Source organism: Virgibacillus halotolerans (assembly GCF_016908515.1).
GTDB lineage: Bacteria > Bacillota > Bacilli > Bacillales > Amphibacillaceae > Virgibacillus_M > Virgibacillus_M halotolerans.
This window is the reverse complement of record NZ_JAFBEA010000001.1, coordinates 832,159-853,011: the sequence shown is the minus strand read 5'-3', so window position 1 is coordinate 853,011 and position 20,853 is coordinate 832,159. Positions and strand designations below refer to the sequence as shown.

23 protein-coding genes are annotated in these 20,853 nt (G+C 39.9%); 21 read left to right on the top strand and 2 right to left on the bottom strand.

What is annotated here, in order from left to right; translation table 11 throughout:
- The first annotated feature begins 1 nt into the window (after nucleotide 1).
- From rpe to spoVM, 3 genes are read left to right on the top strand one after another with little or no spacing between them, the layout of a single operon-like run.
- A complete protein-coding gene (gene rpe / locus JOC34_RS04875; RefSeq protein ID WP_205135579.1) occupies nucleotides 2-658 on the top strand; it encodes a ribulose-phosphate 3-epimerase in 657 nt (218 codons plus the stop codon).
- A 7-nt stretch (nucleotides 659-665) separates the two neighbouring features.
- Nucleotides 666-1,322: a thiamine diphosphokinase gene (locus JOC34_RS04870; RefSeq protein WP_205135578.1), complete on the top strand. Its 657-nt coding sequence runs from the start codon at nucleotides 666-668 to the stop codon at nucleotides 1,320-1,322.
- A 31-nt stretch (nucleotides 1,323-1,353) separates the two neighbouring features.
- Nucleotides 1,354-1,437, top strand: coding sequence for a stage V sporulation protein SpoVM (gene spoVM, locus JOC34_RS04865; protein ID WP_205135928.1), 84 nt, complete (start codon nucleotides 1,354-1,356; stop codon nucleotides 1,435-1,437).
- Nucleotides 1,438-1,812: 375 nt separating this feature from the next.
- On the opposite strand, the gene rpmB is transcribed toward spoVM, so the two are convergent.
- Nucleotides 1,813-2,001: a 50S ribosomal protein L28 gene (gene rpmB / locus JOC34_RS04860; protein WP_205135577.1), complete on the bottom strand. Its 189-nt coding sequence runs from the start codon at nucleotides 1,999-2,001 to the stop codon at nucleotides 1,813-1,815.
- 237 nt (nucleotides 2,002-2,238) lie between these two features.
- On the opposite strand from rpmB, the gene JOC34_RS04855 reads away from it, so the two are divergent.
- The 11 genes from JOC34_RS04855 (at nucleotide 2,239) to rnc (ending at nucleotide 12,500) form a co-directional block, all read left to right on the top strand.
- Complete coding sequence (locus JOC34_RS04855; protein WP_205135576.1) at nucleotides 2,239-2,601, top strand: Asp23/Gls24 family envelope stress response protein; 363 nt, start codon at nucleotides 2,239-2,241, stop codon at nucleotides 2,599-2,601.
- A gap of 37 nt (nucleotides 2,602-2,638) precedes the next feature.
- Nucleotides 2,639-4,300: a DAK2 domain-containing protein gene (locus JOC34_RS04850; protein WP_205135575.1), complete on the top strand. Its 1,662-nt coding sequence runs from the start codon at nucleotides 2,639-2,641 to the stop codon at nucleotides 4,298-4,300.
- 175 nt (nucleotides 4,301-4,475) lie between these two features.
- The gene (gene sdaAB / locus JOC34_RS04845) at nucleotides 4,476-5,138 is read left to right on the top strand and encodes an L-serine ammonia-lyase, iron-sulfur-dependent subunit beta (protein WP_205135574.1); all 663 of its coding nucleotides are present in this window, start codon (nucleotides 4,476-4,478) and stop codon (nucleotides 5,136-5,138) included.
- A gap of 23 nt (nucleotides 5,139-5,161) precedes the next feature.
- The gene (sdaAA, locus tag JOC34_RS04840; protein ID WP_205135573.1) at nucleotides 5,162-6,037 is read left to right on the top strand and encodes an L-serine ammonia-lyase, iron-sulfur-dependent, subunit alpha; all 876 of its coding nucleotides are present in this window, start codon (nucleotides 5,162-5,164) and stop codon (nucleotides 6,035-6,037) included.
- Nucleotides 6,038-6,067: 30 nt separating this feature from the next.
- Nucleotides 6,068-8,101 carry an ATP-dependent DNA helicase RecG gene (gene recG, locus JOC34_RS04835; RefSeq protein ID WP_205135572.1) on the top strand — a complete coding sequence of 678 codons (2,034 nt, stop codon included), beginning with the start codon at nucleotides 6,068-6,070 and terminating at the stop codon, nucleotides 8,099-8,101.
- Between the two features lie 100 nt (nucleotides 8,102-8,201).
- Nucleotides 8,202-8,792 (top strand): transcription factor FapR, encoded by a 591-nt coding sequence (gene fapR, locus JOC34_RS04830; RefSeq protein WP_205135571.1) that lies wholly within the window; start codon nucleotides 8,202-8,204, stop codon nucleotides 8,790-8,792.
- Complete coding sequence (plsX, locus tag JOC34_RS04825) at nucleotides 8,776-9,783, top strand: phosphate acyltransferase PlsX (protein ID WP_205135570.1); 1,008 nt, start codon at nucleotides 8,776-8,778, stop codon at nucleotides 9,781-9,783. Before fapR ends, plsX begins: the two co-directional genes overlap by 17 nt.
- Nucleotides 9,780-10,724, top strand: a complete 945-nt coding sequence (gene fabD / locus JOC34_RS04820; RefSeq protein ID WP_205135569.1) for an ACP S-malonyltransferase — start codon at nucleotides 9,780-9,782, stop codon at nucleotides 10,722-10,724. Before plsX ends, fabD begins: the two co-directional genes overlap by 4 nt.
- The gene (gene fabG / locus JOC34_RS04815; RefSeq protein ID WP_205135927.1) at nucleotides 10,724-11,464 is read left to right on the top strand and encodes a 3-oxoacyl-[acyl-carrier-protein] reductase; all 741 of its coding nucleotides are present in this window, start codon (nucleotides 10,724-10,726) and stop codon (nucleotides 11,462-11,464) included. The genes fabD and fabG overlap by 1 nt, the downstream gene beginning before the upstream one ends.
- A gap of 47 nt (nucleotides 11,465-11,511) precedes the next feature.
- Entirely contained in the window at nucleotides 11,512-11,745 is a 234-nt protein-coding gene (gene acpP / locus JOC34_RS04810) for an acyl carrier protein (protein ID WP_205135568.1), read from the top strand.
- Between the two features lie 71 nt (nucleotides 11,746-11,816).
- Entirely contained in the window at nucleotides 11,817-12,500 is a 684-nt protein-coding gene (gene rnc, locus JOC34_RS04805; RefSeq protein WP_205135567.1) for a ribonuclease III, read from the top strand.
- 43 nt (nucleotides 12,501-12,543) lie between these two features.
- Here rnc and JOC34_RS04800 read toward each other — a convergent pair whose 3' ends face one another.
- The gene (locus JOC34_RS04800) at nucleotides 12,544-12,768 is read right to left on the bottom strand and encodes a DUF1128 domain-containing protein (RefSeq protein WP_205135566.1); all 225 of its coding nucleotides are present in this window, start codon (nucleotides 12,766-12,768) and stop codon (nucleotides 12,544-12,546) included.
- A gap of 182 nt (nucleotides 12,769-12,950) precedes the next feature.
- Between JOC34_RS04800 and smc the strand changes: the two genes are divergently transcribed.
- The 7 genes from smc (at nucleotide 12,951) to JOC34_RS04765 (ending at nucleotide 20,853) form a co-directional block, all read left to right on the top strand.
- Nucleotides 12,951-16,517, top strand: coding sequence for a chromosome segregation protein SMC (gene smc / locus JOC34_RS04795; RefSeq protein WP_205135565.1), 3,567 nt, complete (start codon nucleotides 12,951-12,953; stop codon nucleotides 16,515-16,517).
- Between the two features lie 441 nt (nucleotides 16,518-16,958).
- Nucleotides 16,959-17,948 (top strand): signal recognition particle-docking protein FtsY, encoded by a 990-nt coding sequence (gene ftsY, locus JOC34_RS04790; protein ID WP_205135564.1) that lies wholly within the window; start codon nucleotides 16,959-16,961, stop codon nucleotides 17,946-17,948.
- Between the two features lie 83 nt (nucleotides 17,949-18,031).
- The gene (locus JOC34_RS04785) at nucleotides 18,032-18,355 is read left to right on the top strand and encodes a putative DNA-binding protein (protein WP_205135563.1); all 324 of its coding nucleotides are present in this window, start codon (nucleotides 18,032-18,034) and stop codon (nucleotides 18,353-18,355) included.
- Nucleotides 18,356-18,368: 13 nt separating this feature from the next.
- Nucleotides 18,369-19,712 (top strand): signal recognition particle protein, encoded by a 1,344-nt coding sequence (gene ffh / locus JOC34_RS04780; RefSeq protein ID WP_205135562.1) that lies wholly within the window; start codon nucleotides 18,369-18,371, stop codon nucleotides 19,710-19,712.
- Nucleotides 19,713-19,837: 125 nt separating this feature from the next.
- Complete coding sequence (gene rpsP / locus JOC34_RS04775; RefSeq protein WP_205135561.1) at nucleotides 19,838-20,107, top strand: 30S ribosomal protein S16; 270 nt, start codon at nucleotides 19,838-19,840, stop codon at nucleotides 20,105-20,107.
- Nucleotides 20,108-20,124: 17 nt separating this feature from the next.
- On the top strand, nucleotides 20,125-20,352 hold the full coding sequence (locus JOC34_RS04770; RefSeq protein ID WP_205135560.1) for a KH domain-containing protein: 228 nt from the start codon (nucleotides 20,125-20,127) through the stop codon (nucleotides 20,350-20,352).
- 111 nt (nucleotides 20,353-20,463) lie between these two features.
- A complete protein-coding gene (locus tag JOC34_RS04765) occupies nucleotides 20,464-20,853 on the top strand; it encodes a YlqD family protein (RefSeq protein WP_205135559.1) in 390 nt (129 codons plus the stop codon).

Here is a 20,853-nt window from a genome sequence, read left to right as displayed (position 1 = left end):
TATGGTAAAAATAGCGCCATCTATATTATCAGCAGATTTTGCTAAGCTTGGGGAAGAAATTAAAAATGTGGAAGAGGGGGGAGCCGACTACATTCATGTGGATGTGATGGATGGCCATTTTGTGCCGAATATTACGATTGGTCCAATGATTGTTGAGGCAATCAAACCAATTACATCGCTGCCGCTGGATGTTCACCTCATGATTGAGAATCCGGATACATATATTCCGGAAGTTGCTAAGGCTGGTGCGTCCATTATTACGGTACACCAGGAAGCATGTGTCCATTTACATCGAACGATCCAGTTGATCAAAGATTGTGGCTCAAGAGCGGGTGTGGTGATTAATCCAGCAACCCCTACTGAAATGCTATTACCAATTTTAACAGATGTAGATCTTGTGTTAATTATGACTATAAATCCCGGATTTGGCGGGCAAACTCTTATTCCAAATACCATACAGAAAATAGAACAGCTCGCTGCCTGGCGTAAAGAAATGAACTTAACGTTTGAATTAGAGGTCGATGGCGGTGTGAATGTGCAAACTGCTAAGCAATGTACAGATGCAGGTGCAGATGTCCTTGTCGCAGGTAGTGCCGTATTCAATGCTGCTGACAGACACGAAGCGATCCAGGCGTTGCGAGATGCAGTCAAGGGGTAACAATGTCATGAAAACGATAGGAATTGTGGGCAACGGTCCTTTGGAGCTACACCCTGATTACCAGCTATTTATGGAAGAAATAGATATTTGGATTGGGGCTGACCGCGGCGCATTAACTTTAGCAGAAAATAACATACCTATTGAATATGCAGTAGGAGATTTTGATTCCATTAATGAACAAGAACAGTCATTTATACAACGTAAAGCAGTATACTTTAAGAAGTATCCAGTAGAAAAGAATGAAACCGATCTGGAAATAGCACTTTCCGTAGCATATATGCTGCAACCATCTACTATCTATTTATTTGGTGTAACTGGTGGCAGATTGGATCATGAACTTGTAAATATACAGCTGTTGTTTTCTATCATTAAAAAAGGGGGAAGAGGGATCGTGATTGATCAATCTAACCTGATTGAAATGACAATGCCTGGGGTCCATACGATTAACCATAATGAGGTGTATCCAAACATTTCATTTATTCCCTTTACACAACAAGTAAAAGCACTGACATTAAGTGGTTTTTATTACCCGTTGGAAAAAGAAAATATTTCCTGGGGCTCCACCCGCTGCATATCAAACAAGCTTCTTTTAAATAATGGTACTTTTTCGTATGAAGAAGGCATATTATTAGTATTAAAGAGTCGTGATGCGATTCCAAAGTAAGTCTTGTTTGTAAGTAGAGGAGGGTGCACTCATGAAGTTTTATACTATTAAACTCCCGAGATTTATCGGTGGATTTGTAAGGGTTGTAATTGGTGCATTTAAAAAGGAAAAATAATTCGTTTATTTTGGCAGAAAGAAAGTATATGCCTATTTCTTTCTGCATAAGCGCAGGCTAAGACTTTCGTCATAAAGGCTTGCTAAAACAAAACGAACCGTAGAAACGCACTTATTTACCGCTATATTCCCCGATCATAATGTAAAAAAGCACCCGATTTGGGTGCTTTTTGCTTACTATTACTAATGTTATGTGTACTACCCTGGTATATTATCTCCGCGGCGTTACTAAACACCCGCTTGTAGAAACGGGGGAATATGTGCCACCAAACTTCGAAATAAGTGTGACTAAGGTTCAGCGCTGCGTCCTGGGACTGCACCGTGGGTTCGTCCCACCAAAGACATTTGTCACAACGTCATCTGAACCAAGTCTTCTTTATACGCGTTGCACTTTACCTGATTTTAGGGCACGCGCAGAAACGTATACACGTTTAGGTTTGCCATCAACCATGATTCGTACTCTTTGTACATTAGCTTTCCAATTTCGCTTGTTGGAATTCATAGCGTGAGAACGTTGATTTCCCGTGCGGGTTTGACGTCCGGTAACAACACATTTTCTAGCCATGTTAATCCCTCCTACTCTAACATGTGTCATATTAATACTTCATTAATTTATCACATGTACAGCAAGAATGCAATAAATCTTTTCCATATCTGAAAGATAATAGCTTGACAGTCCGGGTGGAGTCGTTCAATGTAATAGGGGGAAAATTGCATGTAAGTGTGTACAGTACTTTTAAATTAAGTTAGTATGTAGTAGAATATGCATATATATTGAACAGGTATTTAAGGAGGATTATGAATGTCCATTGAACTTAATACAAATGATGGTCAAGTAACAATCACAAATGAAGTTATTTCAACAATTGCCGGTGGAGCAGCAATAGAATGTTATGGGATTGTTGGAATGGCGTCCAAAAGTCAAATAAAAGACGGGATTGCTGAAATTCTTAGAAAAGAAAATTTCTCCAGAGGTGTTATCGTTCGTCAGGAAGAGGAGCGTCTGCATATTGATATGTATATTATTGTAAGTTATGGTACGAAAATTTCTGAAGTAGCACATAATGTACAATCTCAAGTTAAATATACCTTAAATCAATCACTAGGGTTATCTATTGATTCAGTAAATATATACATTCAAGGAGTTCGTGTAGCAAAGGATTAGACGTTGCTCATTTGTTTTCTGTAGAGGAGGAAGTATTGTGACGATTCAAAAGTTAGATGGCGTTACTTTCGCACAAATGGTACGATTTGGCGCCCATCATTTATCAAACAACGCAAACAAAATAGATGCACTAAATGTTTTTCCGGTGCCTGATGGTGATACCGGAACAAATATGAATTTATCAATGACATCTGGTGCGAATGAAGTTAAAAAAAAGGATGTTAATCATGTATCTGAAATAGCAGAGGCTTTCGCAAAAGGATTGTTAATGGGAGCCAGAGGTAACTCTGGTGTTATTTTGTCGCAAATTTTCCGTGGATTTGCGAAAGGTATGGATAAAAAAGAATCACTTACCACAAATGATTTGGCAGACGCCTTTGAAAGTGGTGTGAAGATGGCGTATAAAGCTGTAATGAAACCTGTGGAAGGTACAATTTTAACAGTCGCTAAAGATGCAGCAAATCAAGCGGTAACAACCGCAAAAAAGGAAACGGATGTAATCGTTTTAATGGAAATGGTGTTGGAGGAAGCGAAGGCTTCTTTAAAACGTACACCTGATCTGTTACCTGTTTTGAAAGAAGTTGGTGTTGTTGACTCCGGCGGACAAGGTCTTGTTACAATTTATGAAGGATTTGTAGCTGCACTAAAAGGTGAAGATCTTCCGGTAGACGCGTCAGATATTGATATGGACGAAATGATCAATGCTGAGCATCATAAAGCAACGCAGGACTTTATGGATACGTCGGAAATTAAATATGGCTATTGCACAGAGTTCATGGTCAAATTTGAACCGGATAAAATTGCGGAGCACCCGTTTAATGAGGAAGATTTCCGAAATGAACTTAGTGAACATGGTGATTCGTTATTAGTTGTATCAGATGAAGATATTATTAAAGTACATATTCATGCGGAATACCCAGGGACATGTATGACACTGGGTCAGCGTTATGGCAGTCTCATCAATATGAAAATAGAAAACATGCGTGAGCAGCATCGGGCAATTGTTGGGGAAAAAGAAAATAAGCAAGCGCCTAAAGAAAAGTCTGCATATGCAATTGTCACAGTGGCAATGGGAAAAGGTTTAACAGCACTTCTGGAAAGCCTTGGTGCTACGGTCGTTATTGAAGGTGGACAGACAATGAATCCAAGTACGAAAGACATTACGGATGCGATTACAGAGGCACATGCCGAAAAAGTCTTGATTTTACCTAACAATAAAAACATTATTATGGCTGCGGAGCAGGCTGCCGATCTGGCAGAACAGGATGTAGAAGTTGTTCCCACACAAACGATTCCACAGGGGATCAGTGCATTGCTTGCATTTCACCCAGAGGCTGAAATACAAGCAAACAAGGAAATGATGGATGATGCCAGAAAACAAGTGAAGACTGGACAAGTTACCTATGCCGTCCGTAATACAAAAATTGATGGGATCACGATTGAAAATGGCCACTTTATGGGGATTGCAGATGGCGAAATTAAAGCGACTGATCAGGATAAAGCAGAAACAGTGAAATTATTGTTAAAAGAAATGATTACAGATGATGATGAGATCATAACCATTTTACAAGGGGAAGATGTTACAGACGAGGAAATGGATGCGCTAGTAAGCTATATTGAAGCAACGTATGAAGAAATGGAAGTAGAGGTTCATAATGGCAATCAGCCTGTCTATGCGTATATTTTATCTGTAGAATAAAGTAAAACAGTGCAAAAGCAGCATCCCTTTCTTAGGAAGGGATGCTGCTTTTCATTTCATCTCGAAGTTATTCAGAATGTGATGCGAAGCGGTATGATAAACTGACGAATGCGGACATCTTTGTTATAATTTACTATGGTATGTAAAATAGTGGGGAACGAAGAGGTGATCATAAATGAAATTTAATTCAGTTTTTGATATTATTGGTCCGGTGATGATAGGACCATCAAGTTCACATACAGCGGGTGCGGCAAGAATAGGTAAAGCGGCTCGTAATCTATTTGGAGAAGAACCAACATGGGCACGGATTTATTTATATGAATCCTTTGCCAAAACATATAAAGGTCATGGTACTGATTTTGCTCTGGTAGGCGGTTTACTAGGATTTGAGACAGACGATACAAGGATGAGTAAAGCACTGGAAATAGCAAAGGAAAAAAATATGAAAGTTGAATTTATTGAAGATAGTTCGGCCGTGGATCATCCGAATACAGCAAGGCTGGTAATTGGGAATGATCAGGATGAAATTGAACTCATTGGCATTTCAATTGGCGGAGGAAAAGTTGAAATCACGGAATTAAATGGGTTTGCTTTAAGATTGTCCGGCAATCATCCAGCGATTCTTATTATGCATAATGACCGGTTTGGTGCCATTGCCTCTGTAACGAAGATTCTTGCGAAGCACGAGGTTAATATTGGTCATATGGAAGTTAATCGAAAAGATGTTGGAAAAGAAGCATTGATGGTTATTGAAGTAGATCAGAATGTGGATGATCGTGTATTGCACGAATTAGACAATGCGGAGCATATCATTCAAATTTCAAAAATCGTAAGCTAGTCAAACGAAAAGGAGCATGTCCTATGTTTAGAAATGTAGCAGAACTGGTTGAACAAGCCGAGAAAGAAAATATATTAATTTCTGAAGTCATGATCCGTCAGGAAATGGATGTGACGGAAAAAACGCGTAAAGCAGTATATACGGAAATGGAAAAGAATCTGAACGTGATGGAACAAGCGATCGAAGATTCCTTAAAAGGTGTCGAATCTGTTACAGGATTAACAGGTGGGGATGCGGTTTTAATTCAGAAGTATATGAAAGAAAAGACACCGCTTTCAGGGAATTTAATGATGGATGCCGTGAGCAAAGCAATGGGAACAAATGAAGTAAATGCCGCAATGGGTACAATTTGCGCAACGCCGACAGCTGGAAGCGCAGGATGTGTCCCGGGAACACTATTCGCTGTTAAAAATCAATTGAATCCAACACGCGATCAAATGATTCGTTATTTGTTCACATCTGGTGCTTTTGGATTTGTTGTTGCGAATAATGCATTCATATCTGGTGCAGCAGGTGGTTGCCAGGCGGAAGTTGGTTCTGCGGGTGCAATGGCGTCAGCGGCTATCGTCGAGATGGCGGGAGGTACACCACAACAATCAGCGGAAGCCTTTGCCATGACATTAAAAAATATGCTAGGGTTGGTTTGTGACCCGGTAGCAGGTTTGGTCGAAGTACCTTGTGTGAAACGCAATGCAGGTGGTTCGTCGCTTGCGATCGTATCCGCAGATATGGCTTTAGCTGGGGTTACCAGTCGGATTCCGTGTGATGAAGTGATTGGAGCTATGTACCGAATCGGTAAAACAATGCCGTCCACATTACGGGAAACAGGAGAAGGCGGATTAGCAGACACGCCGACAGGGCGACTGCTTAAAGAAAAAATATTTGGTATGTCAGTATAAATATGACCTTTATAAGAAAGAGTGATAAACGTGCTAAGTGACCCGGTTGTAAAAGTAAAAGGTGTAGGAGAAAAATTTGCTGAGGATTTAGCAATCTTTCCTATTTTAACAGTGAATGATCTGTTAAATTATTTTCCCTACCGATATGATGTGATGGAAATTAAACCGCTTAGCGAATTAATTCATGAAGATAAAGTAACGATTGAGGGAAGGGTTGTACATGATCCCGCTCTCACTTTTTTTGGTAAGCGAAAATCGCGGCTGTCATTTACGATTGAAGTTGAAAATATCGCAGTTAAAGCGGTGATGTTTAATCGAGCCTTTGCCAAAAAGCAAATCCAAGCTGGTGACACGATAACGTTAACGGGTAAGTGGGATATGCATCGGCTCCAAATCACAGTGAGCAAATATAAACTGGGACCTGCTGATACACAATCAGAAATTCAGCCTATTTATTCAGTTAAAGGCGATGTTACCAATTACAAATTAAGGAAAATAATAAAGCATGCTGTTGAGGAATACGGTGATGAAATTGTTGAACTGCTTCCGCAGCGCTATCTAGAAGCATATAAACTGCCGAATCGAAAAGATGGCACACAAACAATGCACTTTCCCACGAATCGTATCGCATTAAAACATGCCAGGCGCAGGTTTACATATGAAGAATTTTTATTATTCCAGCTTAAAATGCAGTTGTTGCGCAAGATAAAACGAGAGGCTACAACGGGTAATGCACAGCACTATGATCCTGCAAAAGTACAGCATTTTATCGAGCTGTTTCCCTTTGCATTAACAGCTGCACAGCAAAAGTCATTAAATCAAATTTTATCCGACCTGAAATCACCGTATCGAATGAATCGATTACTACAAGGAGATGTCGGTTCAGGTAAAACGGCTGTCGCCGCAGTTGCCTTATATGCGGCAATTACTGCGGGTAAACAAGGGGCATTGATGGTGCCAACAGAAATATTGGCGGAGCAGCATTATCAATCGCTCACAGCATTATTCGGAGAACATGCTAATATTGCATTACTGACTGGATCGGTAAAGGGTAAAAAAAGAAAAATGCTCACAGCTGCAATTAAAAACCACGATATTCACATTGTTGTTGGTACACATGCACTAATACAGGATGATGTAACCTTTGATGATTTAGGTTTTGCGATTGTCGATGAGCAACATCGTTTTGGTGTGGAACAGCGGCGTTCTTTAAGAGACAAAGGGCTTCATCCGGATGTGTTGTTCATGACAGCAACTCCAATTCCCCGAACATTAGCAATCACCGCCTTTGGCGATATGGATGTATCCGTTATTGATGAAATGCCAATGGGAAGAAAGGAAATTGAAACCTTTTGGACGAGAGAGAATACATTTGAAAGGGTATTGCGCTTTATCGAAAAACAAATTTCACTTGGGGAGCAGGCTTATGTTATTTGTCCGTTAATCGAGGAATCGGATAAACTGGATATCCAAAATGCGGTTGATTTGCACCAACAACTACAGGAGTTTTATCCGCCGGGCACAAAGGTCGGGCTTATGCATGGCAGACTGCCTGCCAATGAAAAAGACGAGATCATGAAACAGTTTGCGGCAAATGAGATCCAAGTTCTTGTTTCTACAACGGTTGTAGAGGTCGGTGTAAACGTCCCGAATGCAACAATCATGGTCATTTATGATGCGGAACGGTTCGGTTTATCCCAACTACATCAATTAAGGGGACGAGTCGGGAGAGGCGAAAAACAGAGTTACTGCATTTTAATTGCCGATCCAAAGGGTGAAGTTGGTAAAGAACGCATGCGAATTATGACTGAAACAACAAATGGCTTTGAACTATCGGAACAAGATTTGAAATTAAGGGGACCGGGTGATTTTTTTGGTAAGAAACAAAGCGGCATCCCGGAATTTAAAGTTGCGGATATGATACATGATTACCGTGCATTGGAAACTGCCCGTAAAGATGCACAAGAGATTATTGAGACAAATAAACTGGAAAATGACGCCGCTTTTTATCCACTCAAACAGTATTTGGAAAACGATGCGTTTTTAAAAAGTAAATTGGATTGAAAACATCCCTTGCATAATTTTATTTGGTATTATATATTACCATTAGTACCAAGTCATAAAGATTGTATATATAATAGTGAATGATTGTGGATGGTGCCATATGAGAAAAACAAAAACAGAACGGCAGCAATTATTAAAGGACACAATTGAGAAGACACCTTTTATTACGGATGAAGCACTCGCGGATAAATTTATGGTTAGTATTCAAACGATTCGTCTGGATCGCTTGGAGCTTTCGATTCCAGAATTAAGGGAAAGAATTAAATCGGTTGCTACAAACCAGTGGAATGAAACCGTGAAAGCTTTACCATTAGAAGAAGTGTTTGGCGAAATTATTGATTTAGAGTTAGACAAGCGTGCAATTTCCATATTGGATATTGACGCTGATCTTGTGTTTTCCCGAAATAAAATAGCCCGTGGTCACCACCTGTTTGCCCAGGCAAATTCACTTGCGGTTGCTGTTATCAATGATGAACTGGCCCTTACTGCTAACACCGAACTTAAATTTACCCGTCAGGTAAAACAAGGTGAACGTGTGGTTGCCAAAGCAACGGTGGAGGGAAAAGATGAAAAAGGGTTAACCATTGTAAATGTGCAAAGTTTTGTAGATAATGAAAAAGTATTTGCAGGACATTTCCACATGTTCCAATCGAACGAAAAAGGGGAAAAAAACAATGAGAATAGCTATTGACGCTATGGGGGGTGACCATGCGCCTGACGAAATTGTTTTAGGTGTGATGGACGCTGTTTCCCAAATAGATGATTTACATATAACATTAATTGGTGATGAAAAGAAAATAAATCCGTTGTTAACAAATACGACAAACATTGATATCATTCATACAGAAGAAGTCATTACCAGTGAGGATGAGCCAGTACGAGCTGTACGCCGCAAAAAGAATGCTTCTCTTGTATTAATGGCGAAGGAAGTAAAAGTGGGTCGCGCTGACGCTTGTATTTCTGCAGGTAATACTGGTGCATTGATGAGTGCCGGATTGTTTGTTGTTGGACGGATTCCGGGCATTGATCGACCGGCCTTAAGCCCAACATTACCTACGATAGATGGGAATGGCTTTTTATTATTGGATGTTGGAGCAAACGTGGATGCAAAGCCACAGCATTTGCTGCAATATGCGATCATGGGATCCATCTATACAAATAAAGTAAGAGGTATTGAAAAGCCTACTATTGGTCTATTGAATGTAGGGACGGAAGATGGTAAAGGGAACGATCTGACAAAAAAAGCGTTTCAATTGATGAAAGATGCACCAATAAATTTTATCGGCAATGTTGAAGCACGTGAAATTTTAAATGGTGCTGCGGATGTGGTTGTTACCGATGGGTTTAGTGGAAACGTAGTATTAAAAACAATCGAAGGTACAGCGATGACGATGTTTTCCATGTTAAAGGAGACATTTATGTCGTCGATGAAAACGAAAATTGCAGCAGGCATGGTGAAAAATGATTTGAAAGGACTACAAAGTAAGCTGGATTATTCCGAGTATGGTGGAGCGGGATTGTTTGGTCTTGCAGCACCAGTGATTAAGGCGCATGGTTCGTCAAATGGAAGAGCCATTCTAAATGCAATCAAGCAAGCGGGTCATATGGTAGAATATCAGGTGACTGAAACAATTAAATCGACCATCGGATCTATGGAACAGGAGAAGGAGGAAAAGGAATGAAACGCGTAGCATTCATGTTTCCTGGCCAAGGCTCGCAAAAGGTCGGTATGGCCCAGGAATTTTACGAAAGTTTCCCAGCAGTTAAACAGCAGTTTGAAGAAGCGGACCGCTTATTAGGGAAAAACCTAACTGAAATTATGCTTGAAGGACCGAAAGAGCTGCTGACAGCTACTGAAAATGCACAGCCAGCTTTATTGCTTTCAAGTATCGTTATAAATCATTTACTTTCTGCAGAGCAAATCAAACCTGTGATGGCTATCGGACATAGTCTGGGTGAATACAGCGCCCTTGTTGCGGCTGGAGCGCTTTCCCTGGATCAGGCATTACCACTTGTTGCTACCCGTGGAAAATTAATGGAAGATGCTTTTCCTGAAGGACAAGGGACGATGGCGGCCGTACTAGGCATGTCTGAAGCAGATATCGACAAAGCGCTGGCAGAAGTTAAAGATGAGATAGTGGATAAGGCCAATATAAATTGTCCTGGACAAATTGTTATTTCCGGATCAAAAAAGGGAATGGAACAAGCATCTGCTATCTTAAAGGAACACGGAGCAAAGCGTGTGCTTCCTTTAAACGTAAGCGGACCATTTCATTCTAGATTAATGGAACCGGCAAATACAGCTTTTGCAGCGTATTTAAAAGAAGCAGGTATTCAGGATGCAACGATTCCTGTCTACGCAAACGTTTCAGCAAATCCAGTAACCAAACGGGAAGATATCGAGGAATTGTTAGTTAAACAACTTTACTCGCCGGTCCAGTTTGAAGCATCGATCCGCCATATGATGGATCAAGATGTTGATGCCTTCGTTGAAATAGGAAATGGTAAGGTGTTGAGCGGATTAGTGAAAAAGATTGATCGGAATGTTAAATCCTTCGCTGTACAGGATATAGCCTCCATGAATGAATTTATCTCATGGTACAAGGAGGGGGACGTGACATGATATTACAAGGTAAAAATGCATTAGTAACCGGAGCATCACGTGGAATCGGCCGGGCTATTGCAATTGAATTGGCAAGACAAGGAGCAAACGTTGCCGTTAATTATGCGGGTAGCGAAGCAAGGGCAGAAGCAGTTGTTCAGGAGATTGAGCAAATGGGCTTGAAATCCTTTAAAGTCCAGGCGGATGTAGCAAACGAATCCGATGTAAAAGAGATGGTTAAAGCAGTAACCAGCAAATTTGGTTCCTTGGATATATTAGTAAATAATGCCGGTGTAACGAAAGATAATTTATTGATGCGTATGAAAGAAGCAGAATTTGATCAAGTTATTAACACCAATCTGAAAGGTGTCTTTGTTTGTACAAAAGCAGTGACCAGACAAATGATGAAACAAAAATCCGGTAAAATTATCAATGTTGCCTCGGTTGTTGGCGTGACCGGTAATCCGGGTCAAGCCAATTATGCTGCGGCCAAAGCAGGTGTTATCGGATTAACGAAAACAACTGCAAAAGAGCTGGCATCGCGTAATATTTATGTGAATGCAGTGGCACCAGGTTTTATTTCAACAGATATGACAGATCAATTAACGGAAGAACAGCGGGCAGGTATGTTGGCAATGATTCCACTTGCTAAACTTGGGACACCTCAAGAAGTAGCAAATGTAGTCCGTTTTCTAGCCTCGGATGATGCAAGCTATATCACCGGTCAAACGATACATATTGACGGTGGTATGGTGATGTAATACCAAAAACTTAAGCGACCGGTTCTATTGAAGGGAGGTGAAATGTAGTGGATGAGATTTTTGATCGTGTAAAAGCACTTATTGTTGATCATCTTGACGTTGAGCAAGAAAAAGTAACAATGGAAGCATCTTTTAAAGACGACCTTGAAGCAGATTCGTTAGATGTGGTTGAGCTTATTATGGAACTTGAAGATGAATTTGACATGGAAATTGCTGATGAAGAAGCAGAAAAATTAAGTACTGTTGGTGATGCAGTTGATTACATTAACAGTGTACAATAGTTTGATGTAATAGGAAGTCTCGCAAATGATGCGGGACTTTCCGCATAATTATACTAGAGGTGGCATGTAGAATGAATATTGCACAGTTAGAAAAGCAGCTGTCTATTAGCTTTAAGGATCATGCCTTGTTGAAACAAGCTTTTACCCATTCATCCTATGTGAATGAGCATCGCAAAGACATATTTTTGGATAACGAGCGATTGGAATTCTTGGGAGATGCAGTCCTGGAATTGGGTGTCTCCCAATATTTATATCGTGAGAAAAAGTCAATGCCTGAAGGGGAGATGACTAAATTACGTGCATCGATCGTTTGTGAACCATCGCTGTTTCATTTTGCCCGTGAATTAAACTTCGGTAATTATATATTGCTGGGGAGAGGGGAAGAGCAAACCGGTGGACGGGATCGTTCTGCTTTACTGGCAGATGTATTTGAAGCGTTTCTGGGCGCACTATATTTAGATCAAGGCTTTGAAGTAGCATTAAAGTTTCTTGAAGATCATGTTTTTCCGAAAATAAATGCTGGTGCTTTTTCGCATGCGATGGATTATAAAAGCCAACTACAAGAGTTGGTCCAGAAGGAAAAGGGTCAAACAATTGATTATAATATTGTGGAAGAAAAGGGCCCATCCCATAACAAAGAATTTGTTGCACAGGTGCTGGTGAAAGATGAAGAACGTGGCATGGGGATTGGTCGGACAAAGAAAGAAGCGGAGCAACGTGCAGCTAAAGCAGCGTTGGATAATTATCTTTCTTAACACAGAAAAGGCTGTCAATAACAGCCTTTTCCACTTAAAGTACTTAATTTTTTCTAACTGCACGCAATTCATCAATAAAAGCTTGTGTTTCAGATGCACTAAGCTGCCCTCTTTGCACCACCATATCATACATAAACTTTAAATCCTCATACTTATCGAGATTATAATCTTCCGGATCAAGCAGACCGCGATTAGCAACTTTTAAACGTGTTGCTAGTTCATTCAATAGCACTTTCAGATTTTCATTGGACGGAACCTCTAAAGTCATGTTAACACCTCTTTCATTTTGATTTAACAGCAAAAGCAATATCTATGTATCAGTTTCATACTTCTTATGATACTATATTTATGATAAAATAGATGCGGTAAAAAGCCAAATAATTGAATGGTGAATTTTATGAAGAGAAAGATAGAATATGGAATAGTTCTTTTTCTGGTAGGAGAATGTATATGTATTTAAAACGGTTAGAAAGCGTGGGCTTTAAATCATTTGCTGAACGGATTAGTGTGGAGTTTGTACCAGGTGTAACAGCAGTGGTAGGTCCAAATGGTAGTGGGAAAAGTAATATAACCGATGCAATACGCTGGGTGCTTGGTGAGCAGTCAGCTAAATCATTACGTGGCTCCAAAATGGAAGACATTATATTCCAAGGCAGTGATACAAGAAAGGCGCTTAATGTGGCAGAAGTGACATTAGTGCTTGATAACCAGGATAAGCAACTGCCAATTGATTATGAAGAAGTCAGTGTAACCAGAAGGGTGTATCGTTCTGGTGACAGTGAATTTTATCTTAATAAACAATCCTGCCGCTTAAAGGATATCATTGATCTATTTATGGATTCAGGGCTTGGTCGGGAAGCATTTTCTATTATTAGCCAAGGGAAAGTGGAGGAAATCCTAAGCTCAAAAGCAGAAGAAAGACGGACGATTTTTGAAGAAGCTGCGGGTGTTTTGAAATATAAACAAAGAAAAAAGAAAGCAGAATATAAATTAGCGGAAACACAGGAGAATCTTAATCGTGTAGAAGATATCGTCTACGAAATTGAACAACAAATTGACCCATTACAGCAGCAAGCTGAAACGGCTGAAAAGTATATAAAGCTGAAAGAAAACCTGAAACAGAAAGAGATCGCTTTTCTTATTGGTGAAATTGAGGCGTTGCATGAAAAGTGGCAAGCCTTAGTAACCGAATTAGAAAATGAGAAAACAAAAGAAATAACGGTAAAAACAGAAATTCAGCAGAAAGAAGCAGTACTGGAAAAAGAGCGGCATGACATAGCGCAATTGGATGAGGACATCGAAGCACTACAAACAACGCTTCTCACCAGCACACAGGAATTGGAAAAGGTCGCAGGGAAAAGACATCTTTTAAATGAACGATCCAAACATCTGCAGGAAAACAAGCAAAAACTGGAAATACAAAAGCAGGAAACGGCTGTCCGGATCGGTGATTTACATGATGAAGTAGTAAAAGAAAAAAAGCTTTTAAGCCAACTGCAGGCCACAAGACAAAAGACAAAAAATCTTGTGCAAGAATTAGAAAAACAATTAGCGGGAAATCAAGAAAATATAGCTGTGCAAATTGAGGAATTAAAATCGGACTATATCGAATACCTAAATAACCAGGCAGCAAAAAGAAATGAAAAAAAATCAGTTAGTCAACGTATCGAACAAATAACTGGAAAAAAAGATAAACAAACCATGAAATATCAGGATATGGTGATGGAAAGAGAATCGTTAACGGCAACCATTCAACAGCAAGAATCGAAGGTACAAACAGAGGGAAGGTTGTATCAGGAGAAAATTGCGGCTATTCAACAGTTGAAAATGGATTTACAGGCCAAAAGGGATGTTTTCCAGGAATCACAAACAAAACTATATCAAGGCTATCAGTATATGGAGAAAATCAAATCAAGAAAAGAAATGCTTGAAGAAATGAAAGAGGATTTTCAAGGTTTTTTCCATGGTGTAAAAGCAGTATTAAAAGCCAGGGATGAACAAAAGTTGACGCATATCCACGGTGCTGTGATTGAATTAATCGATGTTCCTAACCAGTATATTACAGCAATCGAGACTGTGCTTGGTGGACAAGCACAGCACATCGTCGTGGATGACGACCAAGCAGCCCGCAAGGCAATTACTTGGTTGAAACAGTCTAATCAAGGACGCGCAACCTTTCTACCACTTGGATCCATTCAAGAACGCTATATTACACAAGATGTCCAATCTAAAATAGTAGATCATCCTGGGTTTGTAGGGGTTGCCTCTCGCTTAGTGACAACGAATACGACCTATCAAAAAGCAGTGAACCATTTAATGGGGCATGTTATCATTGCCAGAACGTTAAAAGATGCGAATGACATGGCTAAGCTTGTGTTTAGGCGCTATCGTATCGTTACACTTGACGGGGATGTCGTGAATCCAGGGGGATCGATGTCTGGAGGAGCACAGAAGAAAACAAATCAATCTTTATTTACGCGAGAGAAAGATTTAGAGGCAATTACAGAAAAAATGAATGTATTTGCGAAGAAAACGAGAACATTCGAGCAAAAAGTGGATGAGCAGAAGCAGCAAATCGCACAAATGGAAAAAAAGTTAGAAGAAGACGAAGAAAAAATGACATCTGAGCAACAATTAGTCCAGGAACTGCAATCGGAATTAAAATCTTTAGAAATGCAAAAAACATCATTAAATGACAGTCTTGCCATATATGATCAGGATAATCAGCAATATACCCTAGAAGAAAAAGAACTGCAAAGTAGGGATGAACAGCTGACGAAAGAACTGAATACATTAAAACAACAAATTAAGCAAACGAAGGAACAAATTGACACCTTATCTAAGCGAGAAGAAACCTTCCTGGAGAATCAGGAACAGCACAGGCAAACATTCCATGATAACCAGGTATTGCTTGCTGAGCAGGAAGAGCGCTTGAAAAGTCAACAGGAAAAAACAAATAACGTGCAAGTGCAGCTCCAGGAAATGCAGGAACTATATGACGGATATGCAGCAGAACTGAAAGAACTGCTAGGAATAGAAAATGGCGATGAAACGGAAGAAGAAATTGACGAAATGATCCAAGTGAAGACGGAAGAAAAAGATACATTGACACAACAAATTCAACAAAAACGAGCCAATCGATCTGAACGCACACAAAATGTTCAGGATGCGGAAAGAGAGCTCAAGGAAAAAAACAAACAGCATCAAACTTTTGTCGAAGCGATTCAACAAAAAGAAGTGCAATCCAACAGGCTGGATGTAAAGCTGGAAAATCGCTTGACCCATTTGCAAACGGAGTATACGATCACATTTGAAAAAGCGCGACAAACCTATGAAAAGGCAGCGGATATGGAAGAAGCTCAGGCAACGGTTCATGAGCTCCAAAAGCAGATTGAACACTTGGGGACCGTAAATTTAGGTGCTATTGAGGAATATGAACGTATTTCAGAGCGGTATACATTTATAACAGAACAAAAGACAGATTTAGTGGAAGCGAAACAGACACTGTATGCTGTAATTGCTGAAATGGATGAGGAAATGATGGAACGCTTCGACCAGACATTTACACAAATTAAAGCAGAATTCGGAGTCGTGTTTCAACAATTATTTGCTGGTGGACATGCCGAACTAAAATTAACAGATCCAAAAAACCTTCTGGATACAGGCGTTGAGATTATTGCCCAGCCGCCTGGTAAAAAACTGCAGCATCTCGGACTTTTATCTGGCGGTGAACGTGCGCTTACGGCGATTGCATTATTATTTGCTATCCTACGCGTGCGCCCTGTGCCCTTCTGTGTCTTGGATGAAGTGGAAGCGGCATTGGATGAAGCGAATGTGTCCAGATTTGCTAAATATGTCAAACTTTATAGTGCAGACACACAATTTATTGTAATTACCCACCGAAAGGGTACGATGGAAGAAGCGGATGTACTCTATGGTGTGACCATGCAGGAATCAGGTGTGTCACGCTTAGTATCTGTTCGTTTAGAAGATACAAAAGAACTAATAGAAAAGTAATGTTTTCTTCATGAGATTTGTTCTTTTTAATCTTCGCATTTGATATGAACTGGGATATAACATATACTACCGCTACAGAAAATACATTACGCTTTCTCGCAGGAGTCTGCATGTATTACCTCCGCTAACACGTTGGTTGACAATAGTACAATATTAGCTTGCTTTAAACTATTATGATGGTTGTAGGGAGCGGAGGATCGTTGACTCCAGCGGGAACAGCACGTGTCCGAAGACCCCGCAGAGCTGGGGATGAAGGCCGACTAAAAACGGCCTTTGCGGCCAACGTCGTCATACCCCTTGTCGGGGCAAGGAGGCTGAGGCCGTGCCCGCGGAAAGCAACGATCCGCAGCGGGAAACAACCGGCTCTTATGTCGCGCTTTAGATTTGTGTCAAAAACAACAATCCTTGGAGAAAATACAAATTTAAAAGGAGATATGGGTTATGAGCTTTATGAAAAAATTCAAAGACAGATTTAAAAATAAAGAGGAAACAGAAGAAGTTTCCGAGAAATATAAAGAAGGAATGAAGAAGACCCGAAATTCATTTTCAGGGAAAATTAATGATCTGCTCGCCCGCTATCGCAAAGTAGATGAGGACTTCTTTGAAGAGTTGGAGGAAATTCTTATCTCTGCTGATGTCGGTGTCATGACCGTAATGGATTTAATTGAAGAACTTAAAATGGAAGTAAAACGGCAAAATATTAAAGACACAAAAGAAGTAAAGGACGTCATTTCCGAAAAGCTTGTAGATATTTATAAAGGGGATGATGAAGAAAGCGAATTATTGAACCTGCAGGAAGGCCAACTATCTGTCATATTGGTTGTCGGTGTAAATGGTGTTGGAAAGACAACCTCCATTGGTAAATTAGCACATCAATTAAAACAGCAGGGAAAACAGGTTGTTTTAGCCGCTGGCGATACATTTCGTGCTGGTGCCATTGAACAACTGGAAGTATGGGGAGAGCGGGCAGGAGTTGATGTGGTTAAACAAAGTGCAGGAAGTGATCCCGCAGCAGTTATTTTTGATGGAATCAAAGCAGCAAAGTCACGTAATGCAGATGTGTTAATTTGTGACACTGCTGGAAGACTCCAGAACAAAGTGAATTTAATGAATGAGCTTGCAAAGGTAAAACGTGTGATTGAGCGGGAAGTACCAGGCGCACCACATGAAGTACTGCTTGTATTAGACGCAACAACAGGTCAAAATGCACTCAACCAGGCAAAAACATTCTCTGAAGCTACAAATGTTTCCGGAATCGTGTTAACCAAACTAGATGGTACAGCAAAAGGTGGTATTGTTTTAGCAATCCGTAACGAGCTGGATATTCCGGTTAAATATGTCGGACTTGGGGAACAGGTGGAGGATTTACGGGAATTTGAAGCCCTTGCCTTTGTTTATGGGTTGTTTGCTGACCTGTTGGAAGAAGCGTAAAGATAAGTATCTACTTGACCGGTATCTTGTTTTTCGGTATCATAAGTTTGTAAAGGTATTTCACTTAACAAGGGGTGGATGATTTGCTCGAAAAAACAACCAGAATGAATTACTTATTTGATTTTTATCAGGCATTATTAACACCCAAACAACGAAATTACATGTCTTTGTATTATTTAGAGGATTATTCACTCGGTGAAATTTCGGAGTTATCGCATGTTTCCAGGCAGGCTGTTTATGATAATATTAAACGAACAGAAGCGATGCTTGAATCCTATGAAGAAAAATTGCATTTATATCGTAAATTTGATCAAAAAAGCATGCTACTGGATCAAATGGAGGCAGTTATGGGTATAGGAAATGAAGCATTACTGCAAATGATTCAACAATTAAAAGAAATAGATTAGGGGGACACCTTCTATGGCGTTTGAAGGACTGGCCGACCGTTTACAAAGTACGATTAAAAAAATTACCGGAAAAGGTAAGGTCTCAGAACAAGATGTAAAAGAAATGACACGTGAAGTGCGTCTTGCTTTGCTTGAAGCGGATGTTAACTTTAAAGTTGTTAAGGATTTAATTAATCGGATTAAGGAACGGGCAGTTGGACAGGAAGTAATGGAGAGTTTAACACCTGGTCAACAGGTCATTAAAGTAGTAAAAGAAGAATTAACCACACTAATGGGTGGAGAACAAAGTAAAATAGCAGTGGCTGATCGGCCACCAACCGTTATTATGATGGTTGGCCTGCAAGGTGCCGGTAAAACAACCACGACAGGAAAGCTAGCGAACTTTTTACGTAAGAAACATAACCGTTCACCATTACTTGTTGCTTGTGACATCTACCGTCCAGCAGCAATTCAACAATTGGAAACATTGGGTAAGCAGCTTGAGATGCCTGTTTTTTCGATGGGAACAGAAACAAGTCCCATCGAAATTGCTACAAAAGCGATTGAGCAAGCGAAAGAAGAGCACAATGATTATGTCATCATTGACACAGCGGGTCGTTTACATGTTGATCATGAGCTGATGGATGAATTACAACAAATAAAAACAAACGTGAAACCAGATGAAATCTTTTTAGTAGTGGATTCAATGACAGGCCAGGACGCTGTTAATGTTGCTGAAAGTTTTAATGAGCAGCTTGATATTTCAGGCGTTGTGCTAACGAAACTTGACGGGGACACACGTGGTGGGGCAGCGTTATCCATTAAAGCTGTTACTGACAAACCGATTAAGTTTGCCGGTATGGGTGAGAAGTTAGATGAGTTGGAGGCATTTCATCCAGAACGAATGGCATCGCGAATTCTTGGTATGGGTGACGTCCTAACTTTGATCGAGAAAGCTCAAACCAATGTGGATGAAAAACAGGCAAAAGCATTAGAAGAGAAAATGCGCACGATGTCCTTTACCTTTGATGACTTTTTAGAGCAAATGGGACAGGTTAAAAATATGGGGCCATTAGATGACTTGATGGCCATGATCCCTGGTGCGAACAAAATGAAAGGGCTAAAAAATGCGCAATTGGATGAAAATCAGCTTGTACAAGTAGAGGCGATTATCCAATCCATGACAAAGAAAGAAAGACAGGAGCCAAGTATCATGAACGCAAGCCGGAAAAAACGGATTGCGAAAGGCTCTGGTACATCCGTTTCTCAAGTGAATCGCTTGTTAAAGCAGTTTGATGAAATGAAGAAAATGATGAAGCAAATGACGAACATGCAAAAGGGTAAAAAAGGCAAGGGCATGAAGTTTCCATTCATGTAAAAGATAAAATCAGGACGCTTATTGGATTTACTTTTAGGGTTGTAATGTAAAAACACTTTACAGACCTGCAAATTTCTGATAGAATCTAAAATTGTGTAAAACATTATTATTGGAGGTGCAATTACATGGCTGTTAAAATTCGTTTAAAACGTATGGGTTCAAAAAGAAATCCATTTTATCGTATTGTTGTAGCAGATTCACGTTCTCCTCGTGATGGACGTCAAATCGAACAAATTGGAACTTATAACCCGGTAGTTAACCCGGTTGAAGTTAAAATTGATGAAGAAAAAGCACTTAACTGGATGACAAACGGTGCGAAACCAAGTGATACAGTTCGCAATCTTTTCTCAAAAGAAGGCATCATGAAGAAATTCCACGACCAGAAAAATCAATAGTAAAGTAGTGTGATATCATGAAATCCCTAATTGAATCTATTGTTATTTCTTTAGTTGATCACCCGGAAGACATCGTTGTACAGGAAACAGAAGAAGAATCTAAAATGGTTTATCATCTTACTGTAAATGAAGACGATGTTGGAAAGGTAATTGGTAAAAACGGACGTATTGCCAAGGCGATTCGTACGGTTGTATATGCAGCGAAGACAGATGGTAAAAAACGTATTTATTTGGATATTATGTAGAAAAGGGAAAGGGTCTTCCTTTCCCTTTTCTTATCAGTGTAAGAAAAGGGAACTTTTTAAGAACATCTCTGCGAAGGTTGGAATGTGAGTTTGATGAGAGTGGGGAAACCGATGAAGATAATGAGGAAAGTCTTAATCAAACAAATTGTCACAGAGAAAAGCAAAACAAAATTGAAAAACAAATTTAACCAATCTCAAATGCGACTTGAACAAGAGTGTCAACAGCTTCTGTTTGAACAAAGAAAGCTGCAAAATAAGACAGGCGTATCAAAGCAGGAAATATCGCAGCGATTTCAACAGGAAATCAACAAACGTAAAGAAAAAATTAATTTAATTGATTTTAAGCTGGAGCAGCTGGATATACTGGAAATCGGTAGTGAAATGATTGAAAAGGAAGTTGAAGCTCTTGTTGAAGTTGAAGTTGGATCGCATTGGAATGAGATGGTTAATGAAAAGGCAATTGTCATAAAAGATGATGTTGTCATTCGGATTGATGAATAG

Excerpts from the sequence above, each read along its gene's own strand:
- rpe (WP_205135579.1), top strand. The coding sequence starts at position 2 with ATGGTAAAAATAGCGCCATCTATATTATCAGCAGATTTTGCTAAGCTT.
- JOC34_RS04800 (WP_205135566.1), bottom strand. The coding sequence starts at position 12,768 with ATGACTTTAGAGGTTCCGTCCAATGAAAATCTGAAAGTGCTATTGAAT.
- JOC34_RS04770 (WP_205135560.1), top strand. The coding sequence starts at position 20,125 with ATGAAATCCCTAATTGAATCTATTGTTATTTCTTTAGTTGATCACCCG.
- ffh (WP_205135562.1), top strand. The coding sequence starts at position 18,369 with ATGGCGTTTGAAGGACTGGCCGACCGTTTACAAAGTACGATTAAAAAA.
- plsX (WP_205135570.1), top strand. The coding sequence starts at position 8,776 with ATGAGAATAGCTATTGACGCTATGGGGGGTGACCATGCGCCTGACGAA.
- JOC34_RS04870 (WP_205135578.1), top strand. The coding sequence starts at position 666 with ATGAAAACGATAGGAATTGTGGGCAACGGTCCTTTGGAGCTACACCCT.
- rnc (WP_205135567.1), top strand. The coding sequence starts at position 11,817 with ATGAATATTGCACAGTTAGAAAAGCAGCTGTCTATTAGCTTTAAGGAT.
- sdaAA (WP_205135573.1), top strand. The coding sequence starts at position 5,162 with ATGTTTAGAAATGTAGCAGAACTGGTTGAACAAGCCGAGAAAGAAAAT.
- JOC34_RS04855 (WP_205135576.1), top strand. The coding sequence starts at position 2,239 with ATGTCCATTGAACTTAATACAAATGATGGTCAAGTAACAATCACAAAT.
- spoVM (WP_205135928.1), top strand. The coding sequence starts at position 1,354 with ATGAAGTTTTATACTATTAAACTCCCGAGATTTATCGGTGGATTTGTA.
- ftsY (WP_205135564.1), top strand. The coding sequence starts at position 16,959 with ATGAGCTTTATGAAAAAATTCAAAGACAGATTTAAAAATAAAGAGGAA.
- fapR (WP_205135571.1), top strand. The coding sequence starts at position 8,202 with ATGAGAAAAACAAAAACAGAACGGCAGCAATTATTAAAGGACACAATT.
- smc (WP_205135565.1), top strand. The coding sequence starts at position 12,951 with ATGTATTTAAAACGGTTAGAAAGCGTGGGCTTTAAATCATTTGCTGAA.
- fabD (WP_205135569.1), top strand. The coding sequence starts at position 9,780 with ATGAAACGCGTAGCATTCATGTTTCCTGGCCAAGGCTCGCAAAAGGTC.
- rpmB (WP_205135577.1), bottom strand. The coding sequence starts at position 2,001 with ATGGCTAGAAAATGTGTTGTTACCGGACGTCAAACCCGCACGGGAAAT.
- sdaAB (WP_205135574.1), top strand. The coding sequence starts at position 4,476 with ATGAAATTTAATTCAGTTTTTGATATTATTGGTCCGGTGATGATAGGA.
- JOC34_RS04765 (WP_205135559.1), top strand. The coding sequence starts at position 20,464 with ATGAAGATAATGAGGAAAGTCTTAATCAAACAAATTGTCACAGAGAAA.
- rpsP (WP_205135561.1), top strand. The coding sequence starts at position 19,838 with ATGGCTGTTAAAATTCGTTTAAAACGTATGGGTTCAAAAAGAAATCCA.